This window comes from Bradyrhizobium barranii subsp. barranii, assembly GCF_017565645.3.
Lineage (GTDB): Bacteria > Pseudomonadota > Alphaproteobacteria > Rhizobiales > Xanthobacteraceae > Bradyrhizobium > Bradyrhizobium barranii.
Window position 1 is genome coordinate 5689050 of record NZ_CP086136.1, and the last position, 26243, is coordinate 5715292.

25 protein-coding genes and 2 pseudogenes are annotated in these 26243 nt (G+C 64.5%); 15 read left to right on the forward strand and 12 right to left on the reverse strand.

Going from position 1 to position 26243, the window contains the following annotated elements; all coding sequences use genetic code 11:
- Nucleotides 1-184 precede the first annotated feature (184 nt).
- The 3 genes from J4G43_RS27285 to pncA form a co-directional block, all read right to left on the reverse strand.
- The gene (locus tag J4G43_RS27285) at nucleotides 185-2218 is read right to left on the reverse strand and encodes an NAD(+) synthase (RefSeq protein ID WP_208086865.1); all 2034 of its coding nucleotides are present in this window, start codon (nucleotides 2216-2218) and stop codon (nucleotides 185-187) included.
- A 151-nt stretch (nucleotides 2219-2369) separates the two neighbouring features.
- Entirely contained in the window at nucleotides 2370-3485 is a 1116-nt protein-coding gene (locus J4G43_RS27290) for an alpha/beta fold hydrolase (RefSeq protein WP_208086866.1), read from the reverse strand.
- 16 nt (nucleotides 3486-3501) lie between these two features.
- Nucleotides 3502-4128: a bifunctional nicotinamidase/pyrazinamidase gene (gene pncA, locus J4G43_RS27295; RefSeq protein ID WP_208089426.1), complete on the reverse strand. Its 627-nt coding sequence runs from the start codon at nucleotides 4126-4128 to the stop codon at nucleotides 3502-3504.
- 257 nt (nucleotides 4129-4385) lie between these two features.
- On the opposite strand from pncA, the gene glk reads away from it, so the two are divergent.
- From glk to J4G43_RS27310, 3 genes and pseudogenes are all read left to right on the forward strand, one after another.
- Entirely contained in the window at nucleotides 4386-5372 is a 987-nt protein-coding gene (gene glk / locus J4G43_RS27300; RefSeq protein ID WP_208086867.1) for a glucokinase, read from the forward strand.
- Between the two features lie 139 nt (nucleotides 5373-5511).
- Nucleotides 5512-5709, forward strand: a pseudogene (locus tag J4G43_RS27305) (hypothetical protein); the annotation flags it as partial.
- 150 nt (nucleotides 5710-5859) lie between these two features.
- On the forward strand, nucleotides 5860-6015 hold the full coding sequence (locus J4G43_RS27310; protein WP_208086868.1) for a hypothetical protein: 156 nt from the start codon (nucleotides 5860-5862) through the stop codon (nucleotides 6013-6015).
- A gap of 95 nt (nucleotides 6016-6110) precedes the next feature.
- On the opposite strand, the gene J4G43_RS27315 is transcribed toward J4G43_RS27310, so the two are convergent.
- Together J4G43_RS27315 and J4G43_RS27320 are read right to left on the reverse strand one after the other, a co-directional pair.
- Nucleotides 6111-6488 carry a response regulator gene (locus tag J4G43_RS27315; protein WP_208086869.1) on the reverse strand — a complete coding sequence of 126 codons (378 nt, stop codon included), beginning with the start codon at nucleotides 6486-6488 and terminating at the stop codon, nucleotides 6111-6113.
- Between the two features lie 96 nt (nucleotides 6489-6584).
- On the reverse strand, nucleotides 6585-7388 hold the full coding sequence (locus J4G43_RS27320) for a Spy/CpxP family protein refolding chaperone (protein WP_208086870.1): 804 nt from the start codon (nucleotides 7386-7388) through the stop codon (nucleotides 6585-6587).
- Nucleotides 7389-7871: 483 nt separating this feature from the next.
- Here J4G43_RS27320 and J4G43_RS27325 point away from each other — a divergent pair, with 483 nt between their 5' ends.
- From J4G43_RS27325 to J4G43_RS27350, 6 genes are all read left to right on the forward strand, one after another.
- Nucleotides 7872-9212: an ABC transporter substrate-binding protein gene (locus J4G43_RS27325; RefSeq protein WP_208086871.1), complete on the forward strand. Its 1341-nt coding sequence runs from the start codon at nucleotides 7872-7874 to the stop codon at nucleotides 9210-9212.
- A gap of 148 nt (nucleotides 9213-9360) precedes the next feature.
- The gene (locus J4G43_RS27330; protein WP_085399008.1) at nucleotides 9361-10299 is read left to right on the forward strand and encodes a carbohydrate ABC transporter permease; all 939 of its coding nucleotides are present in this window, start codon (nucleotides 9361-9363) and stop codon (nucleotides 10297-10299) included.
- Complete coding sequence (locus J4G43_RS27335; protein WP_063983243.1) at nucleotides 10299-11210, forward strand: carbohydrate ABC transporter permease; 912 nt, start codon at nucleotides 10299-10301, stop codon at nucleotides 11208-11210. The genes J4G43_RS27330 and J4G43_RS27335 overlap by 1 nt, the downstream gene beginning before the upstream one ends.
- A gap of 20 nt (nucleotides 11211-11230) precedes the next feature.
- On the forward strand, nucleotides 11231-12331 hold the full coding sequence (locus tag J4G43_RS27340; protein ID WP_208086872.1) for an ABC transporter ATP-binding protein: 1101 nt from the start codon (nucleotides 11231-11233) through the stop codon (nucleotides 12329-12331).
- A 34-nt stretch (nucleotides 12332-12365) separates the two neighbouring features.
- A complete protein-coding gene (locus J4G43_RS27345; protein WP_166341316.1) occupies nucleotides 12366-13355 on the forward strand; it encodes a hydroxyacid dehydrogenase in 990 nt (329 codons plus the stop codon).
- 168 nt (nucleotides 13356-13523) lie between these two features.
- Complete coding sequence (locus J4G43_RS27350; protein WP_071913817.1) at nucleotides 13524-14024, forward strand: hypothetical protein; 501 nt, start codon at nucleotides 13524-13526, stop codon at nucleotides 14022-14024.
- Here J4G43_RS27350 and J4G43_RS27355 read toward each other — a convergent pair.
- Entirely contained in the window at nucleotides 14021-14524 is a 504-nt protein-coding gene (locus J4G43_RS27355) for a DUF1993 domain-containing protein (protein ID WP_135213857.1), read from the reverse strand. The genes J4G43_RS27350 and J4G43_RS27355 overlap by 4 nt on opposite strands.
- A gap of 114 nt (nucleotides 14525-14638) precedes the next feature.
- Here J4G43_RS27355 and J4G43_RS27360 point away from each other — a divergent pair, with 114 nt between their 5' ends.
- Nucleotides 14639-15421 carry a transporter substrate-binding domain-containing protein gene (locus J4G43_RS27360; RefSeq protein WP_208086873.1) on the forward strand — a complete coding sequence of 261 codons (783 nt, stop codon included), beginning with the start codon at nucleotides 14639-14641 and terminating at the stop codon, nucleotides 15419-15421.
- 16 nt (nucleotides 15422-15437) lie between these two features.
- Here J4G43_RS27360 and J4G43_RS27365 read toward each other — a convergent pair whose 3' ends face one another.
- The gene (locus J4G43_RS27365; RefSeq protein WP_321576271.1) at nucleotides 15438-16331 is read right to left on the reverse strand and encodes an alpha/beta hydrolase family protein; all 894 of its coding nucleotides are present in this window, start codon (nucleotides 16329-16331) and stop codon (nucleotides 15438-15440) included.
- 317 nt (nucleotides 16332-16648) lie between these two features.
- On the opposite strand from J4G43_RS27365, the gene J4G43_RS27370 reads away from it, so the two are divergent.
- The gene (locus tag J4G43_RS27370) at nucleotides 16649-17536 is read left to right on the forward strand and encodes a DUF2147 domain-containing protein (RefSeq protein ID WP_208086875.1); all 888 of its coding nucleotides are present in this window, start codon (nucleotides 16649-16651) and stop codon (nucleotides 17534-17536) included.
- A 180-nt stretch (nucleotides 17537-17716) separates the two neighbouring features.
- Nucleotides 17717-18073 (forward strand): hypothetical protein, encoded by a 357-nt coding sequence (locus J4G43_RS27375; RefSeq protein WP_208086876.1) that lies wholly within the window; start codon nucleotides 17717-17719, stop codon nucleotides 18071-18073.
- A 141-nt stretch (nucleotides 18074-18214) separates the two neighbouring features.
- On the opposite strand, the pseudogene J4G43_RS27380 reads toward J4G43_RS27375, so the two are convergent.
- Nucleotides 18215-18614: pseudogene (locus tag J4G43_RS27380) on the reverse strand ((R)-mandelonitrile lyase).
- A gap of 23 nt (nucleotides 18615-18637) precedes the next feature.
- Nucleotides 18638-19336, reverse strand: a complete 699-nt coding sequence (locus tag J4G43_RS27385; protein ID WP_071913810.1) for a ribonuclease activity regulator RraA — start codon at nucleotides 19334-19336, stop codon at nucleotides 18638-18640.
- A 269-nt stretch (nucleotides 19337-19605) separates the two neighbouring features.
- Here J4G43_RS27385 and pxpB point away from each other — a divergent pair, with 269 nt between their 5' ends.
- The 3 genes from pxpB to J4G43_RS27400 are packed head-to-tail and all read left to right on the forward strand — an operon-like array spanning nucleotide 19606 to nucleotide 22174.
- Nucleotides 19606-20337, forward strand: coding sequence for a 5-oxoprolinase subunit PxpB (gene pxpB, locus J4G43_RS27390; protein ID WP_063983234.1), 732 nt, complete (start codon nucleotides 19606-19608; stop codon nucleotides 20335-20337).
- Nucleotides 20334-21371 carry a 5-oxoprolinase subunit C family protein gene (locus J4G43_RS27395; protein ID WP_208086877.1) on the forward strand — a complete coding sequence of 346 codons (1038 nt, stop codon included), beginning with the start codon at nucleotides 20334-20336 and terminating at the stop codon, nucleotides 21369-21371. Before pxpB ends, J4G43_RS27395 begins: the two co-directional genes overlap by 4 nt.
- 32 nt (nucleotides 21372-21403) lie before the next feature.
- Nucleotides 21404-22174: a LamB/YcsF family protein gene (locus J4G43_RS27400; protein ID WP_135213662.1), complete on the forward strand. Its 771-nt coding sequence runs from the start codon at nucleotides 21404-21406 to the stop codon at nucleotides 22172-22174.
- A gap of 158 nt (nucleotides 22175-22332) precedes the next feature.
- On the opposite strand, the gene J4G43_RS27405 is transcribed toward J4G43_RS27400, so the two are convergent.
- The 3 genes from J4G43_RS27405 to J4G43_RS27415 all read right to left on the reverse strand — a co-directional run bounded on the left by J4G43_RS27405 (nucleotide 22333) and on the right by J4G43_RS27415 (nucleotide 26202).
- Nucleotides 22333-22485: a hypothetical protein gene (locus tag J4G43_RS27405; RefSeq protein WP_014495196.1), complete on the reverse strand. Its 153-nt coding sequence runs from the start codon at nucleotides 22483-22485 to the stop codon at nucleotides 22333-22335.
- Nucleotides 22486-22816: 331 nt separating this feature from the next.
- A complete protein-coding gene (locus J4G43_RS27410) occupies nucleotides 22817-24424 on the reverse strand; it encodes a sulfite reductase subunit alpha (protein ID WP_208086878.1) in 1608 nt (535 codons plus the stop codon).
- Complete coding sequence (locus J4G43_RS27415) at nucleotides 24421-26202, reverse strand: NirA family protein (protein ID WP_208086879.1); 1782 nt, start codon at nucleotides 26200-26202, stop codon at nucleotides 24421-24423. The genes J4G43_RS27410 and J4G43_RS27415 overlap by 4 nt, the downstream gene beginning before the upstream one ends.
- Nucleotides 26203-26243 lie beyond the last annotated feature (41 nt).

Sequence of the window (26243 nt, forward strand, 5' to 3'; positions counted from 1 at the left end):
ACAACCGAATCCTACGCCGCATCAGCGCTTTACCCCTCAGGCGCACTCTTACGAATAAGACGGGCTAGGCACTCCGGACCTCGGCACTTTCTAGATTGAACGCAATTTCGCGCCGCCGGCTTTATGAGCCGCGCGGCGCGAAGTCGTTCTGGAGCTACCCTGCCCGATCAGCAGTCTTGCTCAATCACTTCGGAACGTTCCGCTCGAGATCCTCGAGCCATGCCGCCGCGCTTGAATCCGACGGCGCGCGCCAGTCGCCGCGCGGCGACAACGAGCCGCCGGCCGAAACCTTCGGCCCGTTCGGCATCGCCGAGCGCTTGAACTGGCTGAAGGCGAAGAAGCGGCGCAGGAACACTTCCAGCCAGCGCCGGATCTCCGGCAGATCATAGGCCCTGCGCTTGTCGGTCGGGAACGCCGGCGGCCATTCGCCCTTGGCGACATCATTCCAGGCGTGCTGCGCCATGAACGCGATCTTGGACGGCCGCATGCCGAACCGCAGCGTGTAGAACAGGTTGAAATCCTGCAGCTCGTAGGGACCGACGGAGGCTTCCGTGCTCTGCGGCTTCTCGCCGGGCTTGACCGGAACCAGCTCTGGCGAGATTTCGGCGGATAGGATCGACGCCAGCGTCCCGTTGACGTCGTCGCTGAACTGTTTTGAGGCGATCACCCAGCGGATCAGGTGCTGGATCAGCGTCTTCGGCACCCCGGCGTTGACATTATAATGCGCCATCTGATCGCCGACGCCGTAGGTGCACCAGCCCAGCGCAAGCTCCGAGAGATCGCCGGTTCCGATGACGATGCCGCCATGATGGTTGGCGAGCCGGAACAAATAGTCCGTGCGCAGGCCCGCCTGCACGTTCTCGAACGTGATGTCGTAGACCTTCTCGCCCTTGCCGAAGGGATGACCGATGTCCTTCAGCATTTGCGTCGCCGTGGGACGGATATCGAGCTCCTGCCACTCCGTCTGCAACGCCTTCATCAACGCCAGTGCGTTGGTCTTGCTCTCGCTGCCGGTGGCAAAGCCCGGCATCGTGTAAGCCAGGATGTTGCTGCGCGGCAGTCCGAGCAGGTCGACCGCCTTGGCGGCGACGATCAGGGCGTGGGTGGAATCGAGCCCGCCCGAGACGCCGATCACCACGCGCTTGGTTCCGGTCGCGCGCATGCGCTGCACGAGACCGGCGACCTGAATGTTGTAGGCCTCGTAGCAATCCTGCTCGAGCAGGGCTTCGTCGCTCGGCACGAACGGGAAGCGCTCGATCTTGCGCAGGAAGCCGATGTCGGTGGCCGGCGCCTTCAGGGCAAAGGTGATCCTCCGGAAAAAGGCTTCGCGTTGCCGGCGATTATCGTCGAACGTGCCCATCAGTGCGCGTTCCTGCCTGAGCAGATCGAGATCGACGTCGGCCAGCGTGATCTGGCCGTCCTGGCGGAACCGCTCGCCCTCGGCCAGCAGCACGCCGTTCTCATAGATCGAGGTCTGGCCGTCCCAGGCCAGGTCCGTGGTCGATTCCCCTGCCCCCGCGGCGGAATAGACGTAGGCCGCAAGACAACGCGCCGACGTCGATTGGCACAGCAGTGCGCGCGAGCGCGCCCGACCGATCGTGATCGGGCTGCCGGATAGATTGATCAGCACGCTGGCGCCGGCAAGCGCGAGTTCGGAAGCCGGCGTCACCGGAATCCACATGTCCTCGCAGATCTCGACGCCGATGATCAGGCCTGGAACATCCTCGGCCGCGAACAGGAGGTCAACGCCGAACGGTGCGTGCAGCCCGCCAAACGCGATCGTCTCTCCGGCGATGCCGGTGCCGGAGGCGAAATGCCGTCCTTCGTAGAATTCGCGATAGGTCGGCAGATAAGACTTGGGCACGACGCCAAGGACGTTGCCGCGATGAATGACGACGGCGCAATTGTAGATGCGATGACCGAAGCGCAGCGGCGCGCCGACGATCAGGACGGTCATCAAGGCCGAGGAGGCCTCGACGATTGAGGCGAGCCCGCGCTCGACCGCATCGAGCAGCGGGTCCTGCTTGACGAGATCCTCGATCGCGTAGCCGGACAGGCACAGCTCCGGAAACACGGCAACCGCCACCGACTGTTCATGGCAAGCGCCTGCCGCCGCCAGGATCGCCTTCGCATTGGCCGCGGGATCGGCCACATGGGAGGTGGTGACGCAGGCCGCCACGCGCGCAAATCCGTGGGCGTAGATCGAGTGGAAGCTCATCGAGCGCGGTACCCTTAATCTTGTCGCGGCCGCAGCCGCCAGTTCGCCATGATATGTAACCCATCGACCGGGCCCCGTGCAGGCCATCCGCCGTCATGCATAACGGATTTGCGTGTTCGCCGGCCCGGCCGGGCCAAGGCAGCTGACAAGGTCAGGCGCTGCGGGCCAGCACTCCGGAGAGGTCGTTGCGCAGCCACTCGGCGATCCGGGGCCAGGCATGGGCGTGGGTGCGCGCGCCCATGAACAGGCCGAGATGATTGCTGGGCTCGGAGGCCGCGGCAATGAAGGCCGGCGGCGTTCCGAGCAGACCGGCGGTCGCAAGCGCCTGTCTGGCCGGCACGACGTCGTCATCGAGCCCGGCCAGCAGGAAGACCGGCGCCTTGACGTCCCTCAGATCAACCTCGCGGCCGAGCGCCGTGAAGTTTCCGCCGGCAATCCGATTCTCCCGGAAGATTCGGTTGACGATCTCCAGATAGTACGTGCCGGGCAGGTTGAGCGTCTCGGTATTCCAGCGATCGAAACGCGCGAGCAGTGCCGCGCCCTCCTCGTCCGAAAGATCCCTCTGCAATGCCGCCGCGATGTCGTCGCGGCTCGGCGCCTTCGTCCAGAAGCGCAGCATCTCGTCGCCGCTGACATTGCCGCCGCCGCGCGCCACGAGCTGGTCGTAGAGCGCCTCAGGCGCATTGCGAGCTAGCTGGGACAGCGCGGAGTCGATCGAGAGATCGACGGGCGCCCCCACCAGCACCAGCCGCCGCACCTTGGCGGGAAAGCGCGCCGCATAGAGCAGCGACAGCCAGCCGCCCTGGCACAGGCCGACGAGATCGATCGGCGCGCCGATTTCGTCGACGGCGACGTTGAGATCGCCGAGATAGCTGTCGATCGAGAGATAGCGCATGTCCGGCGAGGCCGAGCGCCAGTCGGTGAGGTAGACCCGATCGATGCCGCCATTCTGCAGCGACTGCACCACGCTGTGGCCCGGTGCGAAGTCGGCGATCAGGGCCCGATGCAGCGCATAGGGCGCGCAGACCAGTGCCGGCTGGCCGGATTGCGTCCGCGTGCAATCGCGCAGGCGCATGGTCGCAAGCTCCAAGGCGACCGTGTTGGGCGTCGTCCACGGCAGATCGCTCGCGTCCTGTTCCGGCGGACCGCGTTCCAGCCACCAGAAGCAGGCGTCCATCGCGAGCCGCGCCGCCGCAATCGGCCATAGCAGTGGATCATCCGGAGGACGATTCGATCCGACCAGCGGTTTTCCCCTCTTCTCCACCATGACTATCTCAAGGTCCTCACAGCAAGGCCTCCAGGCTGACGATCGAAATACCGCGCTCGCGAAAACTCCGATGGGTCGCGGCCACCGAGCCGTCGAGATCGATGCCGCGGCATGCGTCCTCGATGACGGCGACCTCGAACCCCGCCTTGCGGGCATCTTCCGCCGAGAACCGAACACAGAAATCCAGCGCCAGACCGGCGACGAAGACGGTCTTCAGCTCACGCTCGCGCAGATATCCGAGCAGGCCGGTCGGCGTGCGGTGGTCGTTCTCGAACAACGCCGAATAGGAATCGATGCCGCGACGAAAACCTTTGCGCACGACGAGGTTTGCCCTGGTAATTTCGAGCTCCCCATGGAATTCAGCGCCCACCGTGCCTTGCACGCAGTGCGTCGGCCACAGCACCTGGGTGCCGTAGTCGAGCTCGATGGTCTGGAACGGCTGCTTGCCCGCATGGTTCGGTGCGAACGAGACGTGATCGCCCGGATGCCAGTCCTGGGTCAGCACCACATTGGTGAATTTCGCGGCAATTCGGTTGATGGCCGGGACAACCTTCTCGCCGCCGGGAACGGCGAGCGCTCCGCCGGTGCAAAAGTCGTTCTGCACGTCGATCACCAGCAGCACGTCGCGGTCGGAAATCTGCATCGCAAGGTCCCGTTCCAGCCGTCCGGCGCGACGGGCGCCGAATGCTCCGTCCAATGTCGATCTTCCCGCGCGGCTTCGCAACCATCGACCCACGCGGCGATATCGCGCCCGTCGCACCTGGGATGCAACGGTTTGGCGTTGTCCGAGTTGACTAGGCTCACCCAAGGACGGATTCTAGAGACGTTCGCAAATTGCGGATCGGATGGAGCGGAGGGAACGGTTCCCGCGAGCCTGCACGGCGCGGCAGCCACAAGATCATGAGTATCGGCAAGACAGGACAGATTCTTCTCGCCGATATCGGCGGCACCAATGCGCGCTTTGCGCTGAGCGAAAGCGCATCGGACAGCGGCGACCAGGCCGGGCCCATCGACTATGTGAAGGTCGCTGACTTCCCGACCGTCCGGGAAGCCATCGCCGACGTCCTTGCGCGCCGGTCCGGCGGCAAGCAGCCCAAACGAGCCGTGCTGGCCGTCGCGGGTCCCGTGACCAACAACCGCTGCGTCATGACCAACAGTCCGTGGGTCATCGACGGCAACGAGCTCCAGCCGGCCCTCGGCTTCGAGAGCGTGCATGTGCTCAATGATTTCGAGGTCGTGGCCTGGTCCCTGCCCGCCCTGAAGCCTGCCGATTTGATCCCGCTCGGGGGCCAGGACGGCCTCCCGGGCGAGCCGCTGCTGGTGGTTGGGCCTGGAACCGGCTTCGGCGTCTCCTGTCTGGTCGAACGCCACGGCGCCCGGCTGGCGGTCGTCACCGAGGCAGGCCACGCGACTTTGCCGGCGGAGACCGAGCGCGAGGAGCGCGTGATCGCGGCCATGCGCCGACGTCTCGGTCATGTCTCCATCGAGCGCGGCGCGCTTTCGGGCTCCGGCCTGCAAAACCTCTACGAGGCGCTGGCGGAGGTCGACGGCGCCCAGGTGCCGCACCCCGACGCCGCCGCCATCACTAAGGCCGCCCTGGAGGGCAGTTGCGAACTGAGCCGCGCGACGCTGGAGATGTTTTGCGCCATCCTCGGCTCAGTCACGGGCAATCTCGCAGTGACCTTCGGCGCCCGCGGCGGCGTCTACATCGCCGGCGGGATCGTGCCGCGCTTTCCGGAGTTCCTAGCTGCTTCCGCGTTCCGGGCGCGCTTCGAAGCCAAGGGACGCTTCCAGGACTATTTGCGCAATATCCCGACCAGGCTGGTGACGAAACCCGACGCGAGCTTCGTCGGCCTGAAGATGTTCGCCGACCACAATCCGGATTGATGAGCCGCGATCGGCTTCGACGCCGTCCAGTCCGTTAACTATACACAGCTGATTGCAGCCAAGGCGCGGTTCCACGCAGGATCGTGCTTGCCCGACTGTGTCCGATGGGAAACAATTCCCGTAGTTGCGGGGGCGTGACATGCGTAAGCAGGACTTCGGTTTCGACTATCACCGCTATCACCGCCTGCTGACCGAGGCGGACGACGATGACAAGCGGCTGGCCCTGATCGAGCTCCTGATCGAGGAAAAGGCGCGCGACCGGCTGGCCGCGCAACGCGCCTCTGATCGCGCCGCCATGACGGCCCATACCATCGCCACCGTGCTGAAGAACGGCCGCAAGAGACTTGCGGGACCGCTTGCTACTCGCGCAAACACGCGAGCGATGGCGATTCCGTTAACGATCCCTCGCAAGCTCGCGTCAAACTTTTTGCTCTAAGAGCTTCCCCTACCTGATGCAATTCAGGGGTCAACAAAGGGGGGAATGAACATGAGCATGATTTCGCTTGCCGCGATCCCGGTCGCCGTCGAAACCCGTTCTGCCGATTCTTCGTTCAAGATCATCTTGCTGTTCTGCTGCATGGGCCTGGTCGCCTCGTTCGGCGTGATGGCGCGCGGCATCGACCTCAGCGCCGGTCTGATCTGAGAGCACGACACATTCTTTCGCCAAATGGCCGCCCCTCACGGGCGGCCATTTTCGTTGGCGATCTCAGTACGGCGCCTTCTCGGTGAGGAGCCTTCTCAGTGAGGAGTTTTGGCGACCGCGTCCGGAAACAGCGAATCGATCATCACCTTGAGCTGGTCGAGGGAAATCGGCTTGCGCAGGATCGGCCGCCGCCGGAGCAAGGACGGCAGCAGCTCCGGCCCGTAGCCGGTGGCGAACAGAAACGGCTTGCTGCGGCGCTCGATCAGGTCGGCAACGGGATCGACGTAGAGGCCCTTCAGGTTGATGTCGAGGATGGCGAAATCGTATTGCGCGGTCATCGCAAAGGCGCTCGCGTCCCGGACATTGTCCGCTTCCGCGACGACATGGTGGCCGAGTTCCTCCACCATGTCGGCGATCATCATCCGGATCAACGCCTCGTCTTCGACCAGGAAAACGGAGAGTCCGTCCGCCATATCAACCCCGCAGTCAGCTTACGAAGCTAACCATACCCGAAATGCGGAGAGGATTCACGAATTCGTGGCGGGCGCCGTTAATTCAGGCGCCCTTGATTAATCCAGCCCGCGCTCGTGGCTGAGGCGCACCATCTCCTGGATGAAGACCTGCTTCTGCTTGTCGTCGAGGCTCGAATACAGCGGCTCGGCGGCATCGGCGACGTTGCGCTGGTCGGCGGCGCGGTCGATCAGGAATTGCGATTCGTTGCGCATCTGCTCGATGATGTCGTCAGGCGGATCCCGCTTGGCGCGGGCGATCCGCAGGTTGAGCCGCTCCGCGCCATTATGCCCCAGATAGTGCATTGCGCTCGAGAAGCCGAACCAGTGCTTCTCCTGATCGGGCGTCAGGTTCAACTCGGTCTTGATCCGCTCGATATAGGAATCGCTGTTGGCGACGATCTGCTCGGCGGACTGTTGCGGCGCGCCGGGCTGGGTGAGGACGGTGACGTCCTTATTATCCTTGTTGTCCTGCGGCGCATTCCTGGCTTCCTTGCTCGCCTTGGCGCCCTTGGCCGCCTTGGCGGTCTCCTTGGCGCCCTTGTCCTTGCCGGCGCCCGGCTGCTTGGAATCCTTGCTCGCGTCCTTGCCGGCATCCTTGCTCGCGTCCTTGGCAGCCGGAGCCGGCTGGTTGTTGACGCCGAGCACGCCGGTGAAGACACCGACCACGCCGCCGATCGCACCGCCCAGCACGCCGCCAACGGGTCCGGCCGCCTTGTTGCCGGCCGCGGCTCCATCCTGAACGCCCTTGACCAGGCCTTGCGCCTGCGCAACGGCGGCGGCGCCCAGCAGCACCGCGAGCACGGAGCCCAGCGCGAACCATCGTCGCAGGTGAAGCCGCGCAGGCGGCGCCGGGTTGATCATTCTGGTCTCCATCGTCGGTCCGATTGTCCTGTCCGGGTGGGGGCCACCCGCCGGTTGCAACTCTACCGTTTTCGCCGCTTCGCGGTCCAGCCGCAGCCAATTGCTGTCCACGCCCGAAAACTGTTTGGCGCGAAGCGGTTATGAAGGCTTATTCGAAACTGCGGCGTAATTGCGCACGAGATGTCCTGCGGTCCTTGACCCGAAGTGTGCGTCGCAAAATGCGCCTCCGAGGTTCACCTCCGGCGCGCGTCGCGAGACGGCGCTGCCGCGTTCCCGGACGCAACGTTAGTTCTAGACGGCGAGCCGTTCGGCTTCCTCGACAGACGGGATCAATCATGATCTGATCGCGCTACCAATTTGCTGCACTTCGCGCGATTTCACGGCGAGGCGTAGCACCAAGAAACGCGAACAAAAAATCAAAAACAAAACTCGGAATGCCAGAGGAAACGCGAGAACAATAAAACATCCAGGTGAGGAAACGAGATGTCACGCAAGAAACTGACGCGACGTCAATTTGTAGCTGCCACTGCAATGTCCTCCGCAGCGCTGATCACAGCGCCCTATGTCCGCGGCGCTTACGCCGCCGGCAAACTCTCGATCGGCTTCTGGGACCACTGGGTGCCCGGTGCCAACGACGCCTCCACCGCCATGGTCAAGGAATGGGCTGAAAAGGAGAAGGTCGAAGTTTCCATCGATTACATCACCAGCAACAACAAGAAGATCGAGTTGACGGTCGCGGCCGAAGCGCAGGCCAAATCCGGTCACGACATTCTTCAGATGTACACCTGGTGGCCGCATGCGTATGCCGAGCAGTTTGAACCGGTGAACGACGTGGTCGAGGAGGCGATCAAGCAGAACGGTGAGGTCAACGACACGGTCAAATATCTCGGCAAGGCCAACGGCAAATGGCTTGCGGTCCCGGCAACCCCGGGGAGCCAGATCAAGGGGCCCTGCTCGCGCATCGACCTCATGAAGAAGCATGCGGGGATCGACGTCCAGGAACTGTACCCCGTCGGCGCGCCGCCCAAGGCCGATAGCTGGAATATGGATACATTCCTGAAGGCGGCGGAAGCGTGCCAGAAGGCAGGTTTCCCATTCGGAATCGGTCTCGGCGAGACCACCGACAGCGTCGATACCGCGGGCGCCATCTTCCAGTCGTTCGGCGCCGAACTCGTCAACGCCAAGGGCGATGTCACGGTGAAGACCGATGAGGTTCGCCAGGCGCTCGAATACTACAAGAAGCTGATCGCCTTCCTGCCGCCGGACGCACCGTCCTGGGACGATGCCTCGAACAACAAATGGCTGATCTCCGGCCGCGGCGCCCTCATCATGAATCCGCCGAGCGCCTGGGCGGTCGCCAAGCGCGACGCGCCGCAGGTCGCAGAGCAATGCTGGACGCACGGCTTCCCCTCCGGTCCTAAAGGCCGGTATGCGCCGTTCCTGCCCTATTTCTGGGGTCTCTGGAATTTCTCCAAGAACAAGGCATCGGCCAAGAGCCTTCTGGCATTTCTGTCACAGCCGTCATCGATCGAAAAGTTCGTCGCGGCGAGCGGCGGCTACGATTTGCCGGCCTATGCCAAGATGACGACGCTGAAGACCTGGGCCGAGGTAGGCCCGCCGAAGGGCACGCTCTATCACTATCCAAATCCCTACAATCATCAGACACTGTCGATTGCGGCCTCTCCGGCGCCGCCGAAGATCGCCCAGCAGATCTACGCACAGGCCACGCTGACCAAGATGGCGCTGCGCTTTGCGCAGGGCGAAAAGTTGGAGACCGCAATCGCCTGGGGCGAAGGCGAGTGTGAAGGCTTCATGCGAACCTAAGCCGGGGTGTGCCACGGCGGTTCACGCATCCCCGCGTGAGCCGCCAGGGCACCCCACCGTTCGATGGAATGAGCAGATCGAGCCGACACGCGGGTGCCGGCTCCGCCGTTGGACATTCCGCAAGGAAGCTTGACCCAAGGACACTGACATGGCCGATGTCGTCGTTGAGGACGGTCGCGTCGCCCGCACGGCGAGCGCGCGCAAACGGACGGGCCTGCACAATGCGTTGAAGCGGAAATCGACCGTGGCGTTCTTCCTGACGCTGCCGCTGATCCTGCTGATCGCGCTGTTCGTGCTTTACCCTGCCCTGTTCTCGATCCACCTCGCGACGCTGAACAAGTCGATGCAAAAATTCGTCGGCTTCGGCAACTTCACCTTCCTGTTCAAGCGCGAGACGTTCTGGATGGTGGTGGAGCAGTCCTGCATCTTCGCGATCACCGCCGTGTTCTTCAAGGCGCTGATCGGCTTCATCGTCGCGCATTTCGTGCACAACATACCGGCCAAGGGCCAGCGCAAATGGCGCGGCATGCTGCTGGTGCCCTGGGTGATCCCGCCGGCGATGAGCACGCTCGCCTGGCTGTGGCTGTTCGACCCCTCCTACAGCGCCTTCAACTACACGCTCTCCTTCTTCGGCATCGGTCCCATCAACTGGCTCGGCAATGCCGCCTGGGCGCGCTTTTCCGTCATCCTCGTCAACGTCTGGTACGGCGCGCCGTTCTTCCTGATCATGTACCTGGCGGCGCTGAAATCGGTGCCGGACCAGCTCTACGAGGCCGCCGCAATCGACGGCGCCAATTGGTGGCAGAAGATGTGGTACGTGACGCTGCCGATGATGCGCAACATCATCGCGATCACGACGCTGTTCTCGCTGATCGTCACCTTCGCTAATTTCGACATCGTCCGCATCCTGACCTCAGGCGGGCCTCTCGACCAGACCCAGATCTTTGCCACCTATGCGTTCCGGGTCGGCATCGAGAGCAACGACATTCCGCTCGGCGCCAGCGTCTCGCTGTTCATGGTCCCGATCCTCGCCGTCGCAGCGATCTTCATCCTGCGCGACGTCAATAAACGCGGGAACGAATCCTGATGAGCACAATAGCGATCGACAAGGCCGGCCCCCGGCGCAAGGTTAAATATGGCAGCATGAGCCGCGACCGTACCTGGGCGCTGCGCTGGTCCTATTTCTTCCTGGTGCTGTTTGCGATCTTCTTTCTGACGCCGCCGCTCTACATGGTGATCACCTCGCTCAAGAGCAGCGCGGAGATCTCGGCTGCGACCAATCCGTGGTGGGTGTTCCACCCGACGCTGGCGAACTATGTCGAACTACTGACGTCGAACCAATTCCTCCGGTTCTTCTGGAATTCGACCATCGTGTCGCTGGTGGTTGTGCTCGTCACGATGCTGATCAGCATCCCTGCCGCCTTCGCGCTCGCGCGGATGAAGTTCTGGGGCTCGACGACGCTCGCCACCGGCGTGTTCCTGACTTACCTGGTTCCGGACAGCCTCCTCTTCATCCCGCTGTTCAAGATGCTGGCGCTGGTTCAGGACATCACCGGCATCACGCTCCTGAACCGATGGTACGTGCTGCTATTCGTCTATCCGACGCTGACGGTGCCGTTCTGTACCTGGATCATGATCGGCTATTTCGCCTCGATCCCGAAGGAGCTCGACGAGGCCGCGATCATCGACGGCGCCTCGTGGCTTCAGACCCTGACGCGGATCTTTATTCCGGTCGCGCTGCCGGGCCTGATTGCCGCGACGATCTTCGCCTTCACGGTGTCCTGGGCGCAGTTCCTCTATCCCCTGGTGTTCACGACGTCCATCGACCAGCTCGTGCTGCCGGTCGGCATCACCACCACGCTGATCAAGGGGGACGTCTTCAACTGGGGGCAGATCATGACCGGGGCGCTGCTCGGCGCAGCTCCGCCGCTGGTCATCTACGCCTTCCTGATGGACTACTACATCGCCGGCCTGACCGCCGGCGCGACGAAGGGTTGATATCGAGGGGTTGAAGTGCAATGGCCGACGTTTCCCTGCGCAAGGTGATCAAGCGTTACGACGATGTCGAAGCCGTGCGCGGCATCGATCTCGATATCTCCGACCACGAGTTCATCGTGCTGGTTGGGCCTTCGGGCTGCGGCAAGTCGACGACGTTGCGCATGATCGCGGGACTGGAGGACATCACCGACGGCGACATCATGATCGGCGGCGACGTCGTCAATGACGTGCCGCCCAAGGACCGCGACATCGCCATGGTGTTCCAGAACTACGCGCTGTACCCGCACATGACGGTCGCGGAGAACATGTCGTTCGGGCTGCGCCTGAAGCACTTTCCCAAGGCCGAGATCAAGGCGCGGGTCACGGAAGCCGCCCGCCTCCTCGACATTACCGACCTGATCGACCGCAAGCCGAAGCAGCTCTCCGGCGGCCAGCGCCAGCGTGTCGCGATGGGCCGCGCCATCGTGCGCAATCCGAAAGTGTTCCTGTTCGACGAGCCGCTGTCCAATCTCGACGCCAAGCTGCGCGTACAGATGCGGATCGAGATCAAGAAGGTGCACCAGAAGGTGCGCACCACCACGGTCTACGTCACTCACGACCAGGTCGAGGCGATGACGTTGGCTGACCGCGTCGTTGTGATGAACAAGGGCCGCATCGAGCAGATCGGCACGCCCAACGAGCTCTACCACAAGCCGGCGACGCGCTTCGTTGCCGGCTTCATCGGCTCGCCCGCGATGAATTTCATCCCGTGCCGGCTGGAGGACGTCGGCGGTGCGCTTCAGATTCGTCTGACCGACCGCATCGCCTTTGCGCTGCCACAGGCTCGCGCCGCGCGCTACAACGCGCTGCCGCGCACCGACAAGCTGCTGCTCGGCCTCCGGCCGGAGCACCTCACCGAGTCGCATGCGCATCTCGGGCCCGGCGTCGAGACCTTCGACACCGTGCTCGACGTCACCGAGCCGATGGGGATGGAGACCCTGGTCTATTTCGGCCTCGACGGCACGCCGGTCTGCGGCCGCGTCGATCCCAACGCCGGCGCCAAGGACGGGGCACCCATGCGTTTGGCGATGGACCTCAACAATATGCACCTGCTAAACGAAGACACCGGCGTCGTGCTGTGACGCCGTCTCAAGAAACGCAAGCAGGCGGGGAGCGATGGCGACCAACAAGAAGAAGATTTTCGTTACACAAACTTTGTCGCAAGGGGCCCGCGCCCTCCTCACCCAGCGAGACGATATCGAGCTCGTCGAGTTTCCGAACCTGATCTCGGCCAAGGATTTCGAAGCCTTGCTGAAGAACCACGCGCCGGTTCACGGCGTGGCGCTGGGTGCCACCGCCTTCGGTGAGACCGAGCTCGAGGCCTCGAAGGACATGAAGGTGGTGACCCGCATCGGCGTCGGTTACGACGCCGTCGACGTGCCCGCCCTCTCCCGCCGCAAGGTGCCGCTGATGGTGGCGGGCAGCGCCAACTCGCCCTCGGTCGCCGAGCAGGCGCTGTTCATGATGCTGACGCTGGCCAAGCGCGCCAATGAGATGCACGCCTGCGTCAAGGATGGCCAATGGGCCAACCGGCTCGGCATGCTGCCGTTCGACCTCTACGGCAAGACCGTGCTGATCATCGGCTTCGGCCGCATCGGCAGTCGCACCGCCAAGCGCTGCCAAGCGATGGAAATGAAGGTGCAGGTCTACGATCCCTACAAGCCTGCCGCCGAGATCAAGGCCGCGGGCTGCGAGCCCGTCGCCGATCTCGACGCAGCGCTGCCCAACGCCGACTTCGTCACCATCCATTGCCCGAAGACGCCGGAAACCGTCGGCCTGTTCGATGCGGCGCGGATCGGCCGGATGAAGCCGAAATCCTATCTCATCAACACTGCACGCGGCGGCATCGTGAAGGAGGCCGCGCTATACGACGCCCTGGTCTCCGGCAGGATTGCCGGTGCCGGGATCGACGTGTTCGAGGTGGAGCCGCCGCCGGTCAGCAACACGCTGTTCGCGCTGCCCAACGTCATCATGGCCCCGCACGTCGCCGGCGTCACCGTCGAGGCGGTGAGCCGCATGAGCGAACAGACCGCTCGCAATATCCTGAGTGTGCTGGACGGCGATCCCATCCGGCAGAACATCATCAACCAGGACGTGCTCGGCTGAGCCGACCTCCGGGCGGGCGGTTATCCGCCCGCCTCCGGAACGCCAGAATGCGTCCCATTTTGGTGCAGATCGAGCCCCAACTCAGCCTTAATCAAACCCGCGTAATAAGTCCGGCCGCGGCGGCAGTGGGACAGACTTGCCGGCCGCGTCGAGCTGGAGGATGAACCCTTGTCAGAGATCGACCCGACCGACCACGCGCTGGCAACCATCGCCAGCATTTTGGAGCACCCCGAGCCCGTCCGCGAGACCGAGACCGAAATGGTGGTCGACGGTGAGCAGGTCGTCGCCGACGAGCATCCGATCGCCGACGAGCATGTGGTGGTCGACGAGCATGCGATGGTCGACGAGCACGAGCATCCTGTGGTCGAGGAGCAGCCGCTGGTGCCGGAGCACACCGATGCCGATGGCTACAGCAAGGTCGGTCCGGGGCCGATGGTGGCGATCCGTCTGAAATGGACGGTCCATCGCGGCGATGACGGCCAGTTCTACGTCCACGAGACCATCGGCGAGCAGTCCGCGCCCGTGGTCAGCGGCCCGATGACGAGCGAAGCCGCGGTGCATTTCGTCGACGCGCACGAGGACGAGGCACATCGGCGCTTCGAGGAGCTGCGCAGCGAGATCGCCGGCCGCAGCTCGCTCGCCGATTACGAGCGCAAGGGCGAAGCCTAGCGCTCGCGGGGGCCGAGAAAATCCCGCTTCACGAGCTCGACGCCGGCATGCCGGAGCAAGTCGTAGGACGTCGTGACGTGAAAGAAGAATTGCGGGACGCTGAACGTTAGCAGCAGCGTCCGCCCGGTGAAGGGCAGCTCGGTCCCGTTTTTCAGCCTGAAGAAGACATTCCGTTCCGCCGCACTATCGATCTCGGCGCGCGACAGGCTTTCGATGAACTCGATTGACGTCGCAATGCGCGCCTGAAGCCCGGCGATGTCGTGCTCCAGCGCCGGCAGCGTCACCGGCTCCTGGTCGGCCAGCAAGGCCGGCGCGACCGTGGCATGGCGGCACGCCTCCCCTATCTGCTGCGCCAGATCGTACATGTTCGGCGCCATGCGCATGCCGAGCAGGACGGCCGGATTGAACTTCCGGCTTTCGGCATAGGCGACGCCCTTGTCCAGCAGTGCCGACAGGTTGCGCAGATACGGCACGAAGACGCCGACCGAGGCGTCATACATCGAGATCGTCACCCCAAAATTCCCTTCAATTCCGCCTCGCCAGCGACGGGCATCTGGTCTAAATCCAAGTTTCAAGAGCTGCACAATGACAGCTCGGGCATGGGTGGAAAAGAGATGATCGTTCGAATCGTGGCGGCTTTGGCCGCGGTCCTGCTGGCGAACTTTTCGGCATATGCACAGCAGCCGGCGCCATCGCGCCTCGACGAGATCGTCAAGCGCGGCACTTTGCGCGTCGGCATGACCGGCGACTACAAGCCTTTCACCTACCTGGACAAGGCGACACAGCAGTTCAGCGGCTTCGACGTCGACATGGCGGAGGCGCTCGGCAAGGCGCTCGGCGTCAAGGTCGAATTCGTGCCGACGGCCTGGCCGAAGCTCATGAAGGACTTCGAGGCCGACCAGTTCGACATCGCCATGGGCGGCGTCTCGGTTACGCTCGACCGGCAGAAGAAGGGCTTCTTCTCGATGCCGATCATGCGCGAAGGCAAGACGCCGATCTCCCGCTGCGCCGACGTCGGCAAGTACCAGAGCATCGCCGACATCGACAGGAAGGGCACCCGCGTCATCGTCAATCCCGGCGGCACCAACGAGCGGTTCGCGCGCGCCAACATCAAGGATGCCGAGATCAACGTCTTCCCCGACAACACCGTGATCTTCGACGAGATCGCCAAGGGCAACGCCGATTTGATGATGACGGACGCCTCCGAGACCCGCTACCAGCAAAAGCAGCATTCCGGCGTGCTCTGCGCGGTACATCCCGAGAAGCCGTTCGACTTCTCGGAGAAGGCCTACTGGCTCCAGCGCGACATGGCGCTGAAGGCTTTCGTCGACCAGTGGCTGCACATCTCGATGGAGGACGGCAGCTACAGGAAGATCTACGCCGCCTGGTTCGACTAGCGACCGATCTTGTCCGTCACTTCAGATGCGTGCGGAAGAAGCTCACGGCCGCGTCGTTGAAGGCGCTGTGAAACGCTTTCCTGTCGAACCCGGGCGGATCAGTGCACAGGATCGGCGCGGCTTCGGCCAGCTTGGGCGGACATGGCGCAAGAAAGGAAAAGTGCGACGAGTTCGGCACGATCCGGAAGTCAGGGCGCGCGGGAAGCATTTGTTCCAGCGTATCGACTGAAGCGGGCACGACACCGTCGCCGCCGAGCGCCGAACGCCATACGAGAATCGGGATCGTCACATTGGCGAGGCGCTCCCGGTTGAAAAGGCCTTCATAAAGCGGCGGATCCGCCAGCACGGCGGCTCTGATGCGGGAGTCGTGTACGGCCGCCTCAGTTGGCACAAGGCCATCGCGAATGGCCTGGCATTTTGGCGTCGTGGCTGCATCTCCGTCGCAAAGCGGAGCGAGCGCGCCGAAATCGGGGTTGCCGCCGATCACGACGAGACTGGTATAGGCGCCGCGCGAGAACCCGAACAAACCAACCCGCTTGGGGTCCAGGACCGCCGCTTCCTTCCAGGCGCCGAGCATGAAATCCGTAAGCCGCTTCATGTCGGCGGGACGCTCGACCAGGACGGAGAACTCATCGGTCCGGCTGCTGTCCCTGGCAGTGTCGCCCGGGTGATTGATCGCGGCGACCACGAAGCCGGCATCGGCCAATGCGGTCGCAGTGTCGATGTGGCCCAAAAACGAGCCGCGCCGTCCGTGCGACACGACAATCAGCGGCAGTCGATTGCCCGCTACCGGACAGTCCTTCACGCCCGGCAGGACGACACCGCCGTCGAGAGCGACCTCGGAGGGCGGCGCCGCACAAGGTGTCCAGACCATGCCCGCGAGCGCGGGGCCGCCGGCGTCCGCCGGCACTTCGATAAACCGGAGCCCGGCCGTGTTCGCCGGCGTCGCAGCAAGGCAAGCGACTACGATGACAAAAAGTTCGGCAAGTCGCGGCCGTAGCATCAGCGTGTGCTTTCGGAAGCTTCAACCACGACGGTTGTACTTGCCCATCCCATACCCCGTCCAGAGCTGCGCCGCACCGCCGTCCAACTCTGGACGGAGTTCAGCGTTATTGAACCCGGAACCGCCGGACCACGACTCATACGGTGACAGTGATCTAGATCACTTTTTGCGATCGAACCGGCGCGTAAGCGTTGGTACGGGGACCAGCTGTTCAGGAGACGGAAATGAGGAAGCTGTTGGCCACGGCCGCATTCCTTTTGGCGAGCACCGCTGCGCAGGCGCAGTACACTTTCGAATATGGCGGGCGCACCATCCGCATCGATCCGGACCGCGGCACGGTGCAGATCCCCGGCGTCTACGACAACACCGGCCAGGGCAAGGCGAAGAAAGCCAAGAAGAACGAGACGACCCCGGGCCAGCAGGCGCCGCAACAGGCCAAGGTTGATCCGCAACCGCCGGCCGCTCCGGCGCCAGCTCCCGCCCCTGTCGCAGCGCCGCCTGCAACCGAACAGGCGCCGACCGCTGCAGTGCCGCCGCCAGTTCCGCCCCCGCCCGCTCCGCCGCCGTCTGCAAACGCCAGCAACGCGCCGGGCGAAACGGCCGTGTTGCCGCCGCCTGAACCTCCTCCGGCGCCCGCTCCGGTCGGGCAGCAGGCAGCGCCCGCCGTGGCGCCGCCGCCGGCCCCGACTGTGGCTGCTGCCCCCCCGGCGCCGCCTCCTGCGCCTGCCCCGTCACCCGCACCTGTTCAGGCGGCCGCCGTCGCGCCGCCGGCTCCCGCAGCCGCACCGATGCGCGATCTCAATTCACCGCTCGGCATCTGGCTCACCGAGGAAAAGGAAGGCAAGGTCCGCATCGAGCAATGCGGCACCAATCTGTGCGGCTATTCGGTCGACAGCAAATCGAACCAGAACGGCGAACAGGTCCTCATCAACATGAAACCCGCCAAGGACCAGAACAAGGATCAGAAATGGTCCGGCCGCATCCTCGATCCCAACACCGGCTCGACCTACGATTCCACGATCGCGATGAAGGGCACCGACCGCCTGCGCGTGCAGGGCTGCGCCTTCGGCGGCATGTTCTGCGGCGGCCAGACGTGGACGCGCGTGAACTGAGTCCGACTTCGACGTTCGAACCGAGACAAGGGGCCCGCGATCCGGGCCCCTTTGCTATTGTCCGCGATCTCTTTGCGGAGTGCGCCACCTCACAGAGCCCCTTGCGCACGTGACAGCCCTCACATCGCGGGTTCCGCGCTCATGCCACGATCCCCCCACGGTCAACCAACGGGGCGTGTCATGAACGGATTTCGCAAAGGTCTCTTCGCCAGCATTGTCGCCATCGCCGTCCCCCTGACGCAGGCGGGCGCGGCGACCTCCACCTTCGACGGCGCATGGAATGTCCGCATCTCATCATCGAGCGAGACTTGCGGTAACGGCGCAATGGTCTCGATCGGCATCAGCAACGGTCAGATCGCATCGAGCAGCGCTGTGGTTTCAGCATCCGGCCGCGTGGCCGATGCCGGCAGCATCAACGTCACCTTGAGCACCGGGATCAAACGCGCCGTCGGCTTCGGCCGGCTCAGCGGCACCTCAGGCTCCGGCACATGGCGCGGCCCCCTGTGCACGGGCACGTGGACGGCGGAACGGATGTGATTTGCCGTGTCCCGGACGCGCTGCAACGCGCAGCGTTGCTGCGCTGAGCCGGGACCAAGGGCTCTTGCTTTGAGGAAACTTGTGGGCCCCGGATCGGCAACGCAGCGCTTACGCGCTGCATTGCATCCGGGGCACGAGAGATTAGCCCAGCGCCGCGCCGTACTCCGCGTCGGTCACCGGCTCCAGCCAGGTCGAATAGACGCCGTCGAGCGCCTCCTGCATAGCGATATGGCACATGCTGTTGTTTGGCGCCGTGCCAGTGCAGTTCACCCGGCGGAATCCAGACGGTGTCACCGGGACGGATCTCCTTGACAGGGCCACCCTTGGTCTGGACGCGGCCGACGCCCGAGATCACGTAGAGCGTCTGCCCAAGCGGATGGTGATGCCAGTTGGTGCGCGCGCCCGGCTCAAAGGTGACGCGCGAGCAGTTCAGCCGCGCCGGCGCCGGCGCCATGATCACGGGATCCTGCAACACGGTGCCCGTAAAATTTTCCTTGGGCGCGCGGCGGGTCGGCCGCGTGCCTGCGACGGTGATTTCCATGGGATACCTCGTTTCCTTACCTGTTACTTCTTGCTGGCGGCGTAGCGCGCCTTGGTCTCGGCGTTCATGGGATAGAGGCCCGGCAACACGGCGCCGTTGTTCACCTCGTTGACGATCCAGGCTTCCATCCGCTCCTGCTCGACGCTCTCATTGAGCACGTGATCGAGCATCGCCTGCGGGATCAGCACGCAGCCGTCCTGGTCGGCGACCACGATGTCGTTCGGGAACACCGCAACGCCGCCGCAGCCGATCGGCTCGCCCCAGCCGACGAAGGTGAGGCCTGCAACCGACGGCGGCGCGGCATAGCCGTCGCACCACACCGGAAGATTGGTGCCGAGCACGCCCTCGACGTCACGTACCACGCCGTCGGTGACGAGTGCGGTCACGCCGCGCTTCATCATGCGGGCGCAGAGGATGTCGCCGAAGATGCCGGCATCGGTGATGCCCATGGCATCGACCACGGCAATGCAGCCGTCCGGCATCGCCTCGATCGCGGTGCGGGTCGAGATCGGCGACGACCAGGATTCCGGCGTTGCCAGATCCTCGCGCGCCGGTACGAAGCGCAGCGTGAAGGCCGGCCCGACCAGGCGCGGCAGGCCCGGACGCAGCGGACGCGCGCCGCGCATCCAAACGTTGCGCAGGCCCTTCTTCAGCAGGACCGTGGTGATGGTGGCAGTGGTGATGCCGGCGAGGGTCTTGCGGGCTTCGGGGGACAGCGACATGGACGAGAACGAGCTCCGGATGGGCGGGAAAGAACGCGCGCATCTTGCGAGCCGCAGCCCTTGCGTCAAGGGCCAAAGAGCCGGCAAGAACGCAGGGCCGCTGGGCTGTTATGCGACGCGATAACAACGCTTTATCGTTTCCCCTTGCATTAATTTATTGGACTTGCGGGCGCATTTACGCGAAGCAAGGACAAGCGGAACTCAAGGCTGAGCCCGCATTTCCTGAGAAGCCCGATTTCGACAGCCCTTCGACAGCCCTTCGACAGCTCATGGCCGCGACGCTTCCCCCGCCCCGCCTTCTGCCCAGTGGCGACAGCGCCGTCACGGTCGAATTCAGCCGCACCATCGATGACGCCGCCAATGAGCGCGTGCTCGCGCTGGACAAGGCGCTCGCAGCAAGCCCCATCGACGGTATCACCGAGACCGTTCCCACCTATCGCTCGCTGCTGGTGCATTACGATCCCGGCAAGATCGGCTTCGACGCGCTCGGCGAAAAGCTGCTCGCGCTCGCCAGCCAACCGCTGCCGCCGGCCACGAAGGCGCGGCGCTGGCGCATTCCCGTCGCCTATGGCGGCGAACACGGTATCGACCTCGAGGATGTCGCCAAGGCGCTGAACACTACGCCCGACGACATCGTCGCCCGTCACATCGCCGGCGACTACCGCGTTGCCATGATCGGTTTCACCCCGGGCTGGTCCTATCTCAGCGGCCTCGACAAATCCCTGCACATGTCGCGGCGGCAGAGCCCGCGGCTGTTCACGCCCGCGGGCACGATCTCGATCGGCGGCATCCAGGCCGGAATCCAATGCCTAGCGGCCCCGAGCGGCTGGCACCTGCTCGGCCGCACGCCTGTCAGAACCTATCAACTCCACCGGAATCCGACCTTTCTCACCGAACCCGGTGATCGCGTGACGTTTTTTGCCATCGACCACAAGACCTTCGAGGAACAGGATCGCGCCGCCGAGGCCGGCGAGATCATCGCCGAGCAGGTGGTCGCATGAGCCGGCTCGTGATCGCCAGCATCGGTCCCGCAAGCTCCGTCCAGGACGGCGGCCGCCACGGCGCGCAGCGCTACGGCCTGACGGTCAGCGGGGCGATGGACCGTCTGTCGCTGGCGGCCGCGAACACGCTGGTCGGCAACGAGCCGTTCGCGGCCGTGGTCGAGATCGGCCCGTTCGGCGCCACGTTCACCGCCAAAGACGGCGCCGTGCGCGTCGCGATATCAGGCGCGCCGCGCAATGCGGACGTCGCCGGCAAGCCGGTGGCCATGGACGCGTCAGTGACGCTCAAGGACGGCGAGACGCTGACGCTGGGCTTTGCCCGCGGCGGCGCGTTCACTTATCTGGCGATCGAAGGCGGGATCAAAGGCGAACTGGTGTTCGGCAGCCTTGCGGTGAACGCCCGCGCGGGCCTCGGCAGCCCCTACCCGCGCCCGCTGCAGGCCGGCGATGAATTCACAGTTGATGCCGCAAGCGGCGCGCCCGAGCTGCGCATCGAGCTGCCGAAGGCTGCAACAGGCCCGATCCGCGTCCTGCTGGGCCCGCAGGACGACGAGTTCGACGACGCCAACAAGGCGCTGTTCCTTGATAGCGAGTGGAAGATCTCGGCGACCTCCGACCGCATGGGCTACCGGCTCGAGGGCCCGGCGATCAAGCATCTGCATGGCCACAACATCGTCTCCGACGGCACCGTCAACGGCAGCATTCAGGTGCCCGGCAACGGCTCGCCGATCGCGCTGATGATGGATCGCGGCACGTCCGGCGGTTATCCGAAGATCGCAACCGTGATCACGGCCGATGTCGGCCGCCTCGCGCAGACCTCGGCGGGAACCGCGTTCCGCTTCCTCGAGGTCACCATGGCCGAGGCGCAGGAGGAGGCGCGCAAGTTCGCGCAACTCATCCGCAACCTGCCCGATCGCCTGCGCTCTTCCGATACCGTCGAGCTGAACATCGAGGCGCTCAGCGATGCTAATGTCGCGGGCTATGCGGTGAGCGCCATGGATGCCGGGACCTGGCAGGTCACGGCGGAGCCGTAAGCGACAAGACGACCAGAGGCGGAGAGCCCCCCATGAAGACGATCGATCTCAATTGCGACCTCGGCGAAGGTTTTGGCGCGTGGGAGATGGGCAACGACGCCGCGATGATCGACCTTGCCAGCTCGGTCAACGTCGCCTGCGGCTTCCATGCCGGCGACCCCGACATCATGCGCCGGACGGTCGAGCTCGCCAAGGCGCGCGGCGTCTCGGTCGGCGCCCATCCCGGCTACCGCGATCTGCACGGTTTCGGCCGCCATCCGATCGCGGGCCTGAAGGCCTCCGAGATCGAGAACCTCGTCGCCTACCAGATCGGCGCCCTGCAGGCGATCGCGACCGCGGCCGGCCACAAGGTCACGCATGTGAAGGCGCACGGCGCGCTCTCCAACGTCGCCTGCGAGGACGACATGACGGCCAAGGCGATCGCCGCCGGCATTAGGGCGGTCGACCCGAGCCTGATCTTCGTCGTGCTCGCCAATTCGAAGCTGGTGAAGGCCGGCGAAGACGCCAATCTGCCGATGGTGCACGAGGTATTTGCTGACCGCGCCTATGAGGACGACGGCAACCTCGTCTCGCGCAAGAAGCCCGGCGCGGTGCTGCACGATGCCAAGGCAATCGCCGATCGTGTGGTGCGCATGGTGCAGGACGGCGCGGTGGTTTCGGTCACTGGTAAGGTGATCAAGATGCGCACGGACACGGTCTGCATTCACGGTGACACGCACGGCGCCGTCGAGATCGCGCGCACGCTGCGTCAGGCCTTGAAGGATGCGGGGATCGAGGTCGCGCCGTTCAAGCGCGGGGCGTGAGGCAGACTCAGTGCCGTAGGGTGGGCAAAGCGACTTGTCCGCCGTAGCTCGAAGGGCGAAGGCGGAAGCGTGCCCACCAATTGCAGATCACGAGATGGAAAGAACGTGGGCACGGCGCTATGCGCCTTTGCCCACCCTACGAGAGCGGTGCAACTTCGTTAGAACGGGTGCACGGAGAGCGTGCCGAACACGATGGCCGCGATGACCGCGAAGGCGCTGTAGAGCCCAACGTGGTGCATGCTCGCCCCGGTCCGACGCGAGAGCGAGCGCGCGTAGAAGTGCAGCCTGGCTTCCGCCGATAGTTCGCGCATGGTCGATCTCCAACGCCCCATTTGCGGGAGTATGAAGGATCAACCCTGGCGGGAGGCAAGATAGCGGCGAAAATAGCGATGGAGGTTCTCTGAAGGCGCCCCGTCGCAGGCGCAAATTCTCTGCACCCGAGGGTTCCGAGAATCTTATTCGTTAAGATCCGAGCCAGCTGGAACCGGCCCGGATGACGGTGAGATGACAGTCGGGCGAAGGCATTCAGACCCCCTCCAAACAAAATTGTCGAAAACAACCCCATGCACAGTAGAAGCGGCCCAGCGGCGCGACGTCCGGCGGTTGCGCCGCCGGGACGATTTGCGCTGATCGGCTCGCGCCTTAGTAGACGTCAGCCTGGAAACGGCCCGTCTTCTTGAGCTCGGCGACAAAACTGACGGCCTCATCCGTAGAACGTGCCCCGAACTGCGCGACGATGTCGACCAGTGCGCGCTCGACGTCCTTGGCCATGCGTTTGGCATCGCCGCAGATGTAGAGATGCGCGCCTTCGGCGAGCCAGGTCCACACCTCGCGGCCGACCTCGCGCATGCGGTCCTGAACGTAGAACTTCTTCTCGCCGTCGCGCGACCAGGCCAGCGACATGCGCGTCAGCAGCCCCGAGGTCTTCATCGCGTTGAGCTCTTCCTGGTAGAAGAAATCGCAATCGCTGCGCTGATGGCCGAAGAACAGCCAGTTCTTGCCGGGCGCGCCGGTCGCCTTGCGGTCGAGCAGGAAGGCGCGGAACGGGGCGATGCCGGTGCCGGGGCCGATCATGATGACGGGCGTCTTCGGATCCTGCGGCAGGCCGAAACCATGTGCCTTCTGCACATAGACCTTGAGCTTCTCGCCCTCGGCGATGCGTTCGCCGAGGAAGGTCGAGGCCACGCCGATCCGCTTGCGCTTGCCGATGACATAACGCACGGAGTCCACCGTCAGTGACAGTTTTCCCGGCGTCGCATTGTGCGAGGACGAGATCGAATAGAGCCGCGGCTGGAGCGGCTCCAGCGCCTCGACGAAGGCCTCCGGATGCGGCCGCGTGCCCGAAAACTTCTGGAGCGCCGCCATGACGTCGAGCGTGGCGGCGTCGCCATCGGGATCCTCGCCCTGTGCCAGCGCCCGCGCCTTCTCGCGCTGCGCGCCGCCGGTGACGAAGGAGATCAGCTCGAACAGCGTGTCGGGCGCCGGCGACAGCGAGACGTCGTCGATCAGCACCTCGCGCAGCGTCTTGCCGTTGACCTTGGTGGTGTGGGAAGCGCCGAGCAGCGCGATGATCTGATCGACGAGGCCGACCTCGTTGCGTGCGAACACGCCAAAACTATCGCCGACGACATAGTCGAGCTTGCTCTCGGCGAGATCGAACTCGACGTGATAGGTCTCTTTCTCAGACTTCCCCTTGTTGAGCAGGCTCCGCGACAGGAATGTCGCCGCGATCGGATTGTCGCGCGAGCGGCCGGGCTCGGCGATCGTCACCGTCACGGCCGGCGCCGCCACCGCATCCACCTTGTCGGCCGCCTTGGCCGCCGGCGCCTTGTCCAGCTCCTCGTACAGCGACTTCAGCATCCGCGCGGTTTCCTTGCCGCCGGGGACGCAGAGATTGAGCCGTGCTTCGCTACGGGTGGCGATCGCCTCCGAATAGTCGTGGCAATTGTAGCCGCACTGCCCGCAATCCTGCTGCGCCATCGCGGCCATCATCTTGCGGCGCACGGGACGGCCTTCGGCGAGCTTCATCCGGTCCGCAATCGGCATGGTCTGGTCGTGCCACGGCGCTTCACCGTCGTCGCCGTCGCCGGCTTGCATGACGGCTGCGCCTTGCTCCGCCGACAGCGGCGTGGCCACATCAGGCGACAACAGCCCGGCGAAGAAGCCGTTGAGCCAGGAGCGCTGCGCGTCGGAGAACGGGGCGCTGGCGGGAATGATGTCGAGTTTCGGCGGAGGCGTGATCTGGTTCATGCGGACACCTGTGCATCGGCAAGCTTGCGCAGCGTTTCGCCGTCATGGCGGCGCGCAAAGGACAGGAAGGTCTCGTCGGGCGACGAGCGGTGGGCGATATAGGCCTTGAGCAGTCCCTCGACCGTCTTCGGCGCGTCCTCGGCCTTGAGGTCGTGATAGACCTCCTGCCCGACATCCGCATCGGGACCGAACCCGCCGCCGGTGAAGAGGTGATAGCCGTCCACCGTGTCTTCGTCGTTGATCGGCACGCGCGCTCCGATCAGGCCGATGTCGCTGATGTAATGCTGCGCGCAGGAATGATGGCAGCCGGTGACGTGGATGTTGACCGGCTTGTCCATGGCGACGCGCGGCTCGCACCAGTCGCCGATCTCGGCGGCATTGCGCTTGGTATTGGAAGCCGCGAAGCGGCAGCCGGCACTGCCGGTGCAGGCGATCAGGCCGGCGCGGATGTGCGAGGCCTCGACCGCGAGCCCGATCTGCTTGATCGCTGCGATGGCGAGTTCGACATTCTCGTCGCGCACGCCCGATATCAGCAGGTTCTGCCAGACGGTCAGGCGGATCTCGCCGTCGCCGAGGTCCTGCGCCACTTTGGCCAAACCCCGCATCTGATCGCAGCTGATCTTGCCGAGCGTCAGCGAGACGCCGATCCAGTTCAAGCCGTCCTGCTTCTGCTTGTGCACGCCGATATGCGCCATGCGGTCCGCGGCTGGCCGCGGCGCAAACGCCTCTTCCGGCACGCGCGTGAACGGCGTCTTCAGCCGCTCCTCGACAAGTTTAAGGAAACCGTCATGGCCCATGGCATCGAGCACGTATTTCAAACGCGCCTTGTTGCGGTTGGTGCGGTCACCGTGATCGATGAACACGCGCACGATGGCGTCGGCGACGGCGGTGGCCTCCTCCGGCTTGACGATGATGTTGGAGTACTTTGCGAAATCCTTGTGTCCGGTGATGCCGCCGAGACCAAGGCGGAACCAGATTCCGGGCTCGACGCCAAAACCGTCCTTCACCTCGAACGCGGTGAAGGCGATGTCGTTGGTTTCCTCCAGCACCGCGATCCTGCCGGCGCCGTCGAAGGCGACGTTGAACTTGCGCGGCAGGCCGTAGAGCGAGCGGTCGTTGAGGATGTGGTAGTGCCACTCACGCGCATAGGGGCGCGTATCGATCAGCTCCTGCGGATCGATGCCGGCGGTCGGCGTTCCCGTCACGTTGCGGATGTTGTCGGCGCCGGAGCCGCGCGAGCACAGGCCGAGGTCCTGGATGCCCTCGATCAGCCTGATCGCATTCTTCGGCGGGATCTCGCGGAGCTGGAGATTGGCGCGCGTCGTGACGTGGCTGTACGGGCCGCAGAGATCGTCGGCGAGATCGGCAAGGCCGGACAGCTGCCAGTGCTTCATGATGCCGTTCGGGATGCGCAGCCGGCACATGTAGGAGTCCTGCGTCGGCGCGACGTAGAAGATGCCGTAATAGCGCCAGCGGAAATTGTCCGCAGGGCTCGGCGGCGTGTTGTCGAGCGCCTGCTGCCGCAGTCGCGGATAGGCATCGAACGGATGCTCGTCGCGCTTGAACTTCTCCTGGTCGGCGAGCTTCTTGCCGGCTGCGATGACCTTGTCCTGCGCCTTGATGTGGACGGCGTCGGGGCCCGTGGGCTCGGCATTGGCCTTGCCGGCGCTGCCGCCGAGACCGCGACCGACCCGGCTGATCTGCAAACCGGTCGTGAAGCCTTCGAGATAGCGTTTCTGCTCGTCGGAGAAGTCGACTGAGAGCGTATCGATTTTCATGGTCGGTAACGAAGCTCCTGCGGCCACCGGGTGGCATCGAC

Bases quoted from the DNA above. Each gene is read 5' to 3' on its own strand.
- J4G43_RS27285 (WP_208086865.1), bottom strand. From the start codon at position 2,218: ATGAGCTTCCACTCGATCTACGCCCACGGATTTGCGCGCGTGGCGGCC.
- J4G43_RS27290 (WP_208086866.1), bottom strand. From the start codon at position 3,485: ATGGTGGAGAAGAGGGGAAAACCGCTGGTCGGATCGAATCGTCCTCCG.
- pncA (WP_208089426.1), bottom strand. From the start codon at position 4,128: ATGCAGATTTCCGACCGCGACGTGCTGCTGGTGATCGACGTGCAGAAC.
- glk (WP_208086867.1), top strand. From the start codon at position 4,386: ATGAGTATCGGCAAGACAGGACAGATTCTTCTCGCCGATATCGGCGGC.
- J4G43_RS27310 (WP_208086868.1), top strand. From the start codon at position 5,860: ATGAGCATGATTTCGCTTGCCGCGATCCCGGTCGCCGTCGAAACCCGT.
- J4G43_RS27315 (WP_208086869.1), bottom strand. From the start codon at position 6,488: ATGGCGGACGGACTCTCCGTTTTCCTGGTCGAAGACGAGGCGTTGATC.
- J4G43_RS27320 (WP_208086870.1), bottom strand. From the start codon at position 7,388: ATGATCAACCCGGCGCCGCCTGCGCGGCTTCACCTGCGACGATGGTTC.
- J4G43_RS27325 (WP_208086871.1), top strand. From the start codon at position 7,872: ATGTCACGCAAGAAACTGACGCGACGTCAATTTGTAGCTGCCACTGCA.
- J4G43_RS27330 (WP_085399008.1), top strand. From the start codon at position 9,361: ATGGCCGATGTCGTCGTTGAGGACGGTCGCGTCGCCCGCACGGCGAGC.
- J4G43_RS27335 (WP_063983243.1), top strand. From the start codon at position 10,299: ATGAGCACAATAGCGATCGACAAGGCCGGCCCCCGGCGCAAGGTTAAA.
- J4G43_RS27340 (WP_208086872.1), top strand. From the start codon at position 11,231: ATGGCCGACGTTTCCCTGCGCAAGGTGATCAAGCGTTACGACGATGTC.
- J4G43_RS27345 (WP_166341316.1), top strand. From the start codon at position 12,366: ATGGCGACCAACAAGAAGAAGATTTTCGTTACACAAACTTTGTCGCAA.
- J4G43_RS27355 (WP_135213857.1), bottom strand. From the start codon at position 14,524: ATGTATGACGCCTCGGTCGGCGTCTTCGTGCCGTATCTGCGCAACCTG.
- J4G43_RS27360 (WP_208086873.1), top strand. From the start codon at position 14,639: ATGATCGTTCGAATCGTGGCGGCTTTGGCCGCGGTCCTGCTGGCGAAC.
- J4G43_RS27370 (WP_208086875.1), top strand. From the start codon at position 16,649: ATGAGGAAGCTGTTGGCCACGGCCGCATTCCTTTTGGCGAGCACCGCT.
- J4G43_RS27375 (WP_208086876.1), top strand. From the start codon at position 17,717: ATGAACGGATTTCGCAAAGGTCTCTTCGCCAGCATTGTCGCCATCGCC.
- J4G43_RS27385 (WP_071913810.1), bottom strand. From the start codon at position 19,336: ATGTCGCTGTCCCCCGAAGCCCGCAAGACCCTCGCCGGCATCACCACT.
- pxpB (WP_063983234.1), top strand. From the start codon at position 19,606: ATGGCCGCGACGCTTCCCCCGCCCCGCCTTCTGCCCAGTGGCGACAGC.
- J4G43_RS27395 (WP_208086877.1), top strand. From the start codon at position 20,334: ATGAGCCGGCTCGTGATCGCCAGCATCGGTCCCGCAAGCTCCGTCCAG.
- J4G43_RS27400 (WP_135213662.1), top strand. From the start codon at position 21,404: ATGAAGACGATCGATCTCAATTGCGACCTCGGCGAAGGTTTTGGCGCG.
- J4G43_RS27405 (WP_014495196.1), bottom strand. From the start codon at position 22,485: ATGCGCGAACTATCGGCGGAAGCCAGGCTGCACTTCTACGCGCGCTCG.
- J4G43_RS27410 (WP_208086878.1), bottom strand. From the start codon at position 24,424: ATGAACCAGATCACGCCTCCGCCGAAACTCGACATCATTCCCGCCAGC.
- J4G43_RS27415 (WP_208086879.1), bottom strand. From the start codon at position 26,202: ATGAAAATCGATACGCTCTCAGTCGACTTCTCCGACGAGCAGAAACGC.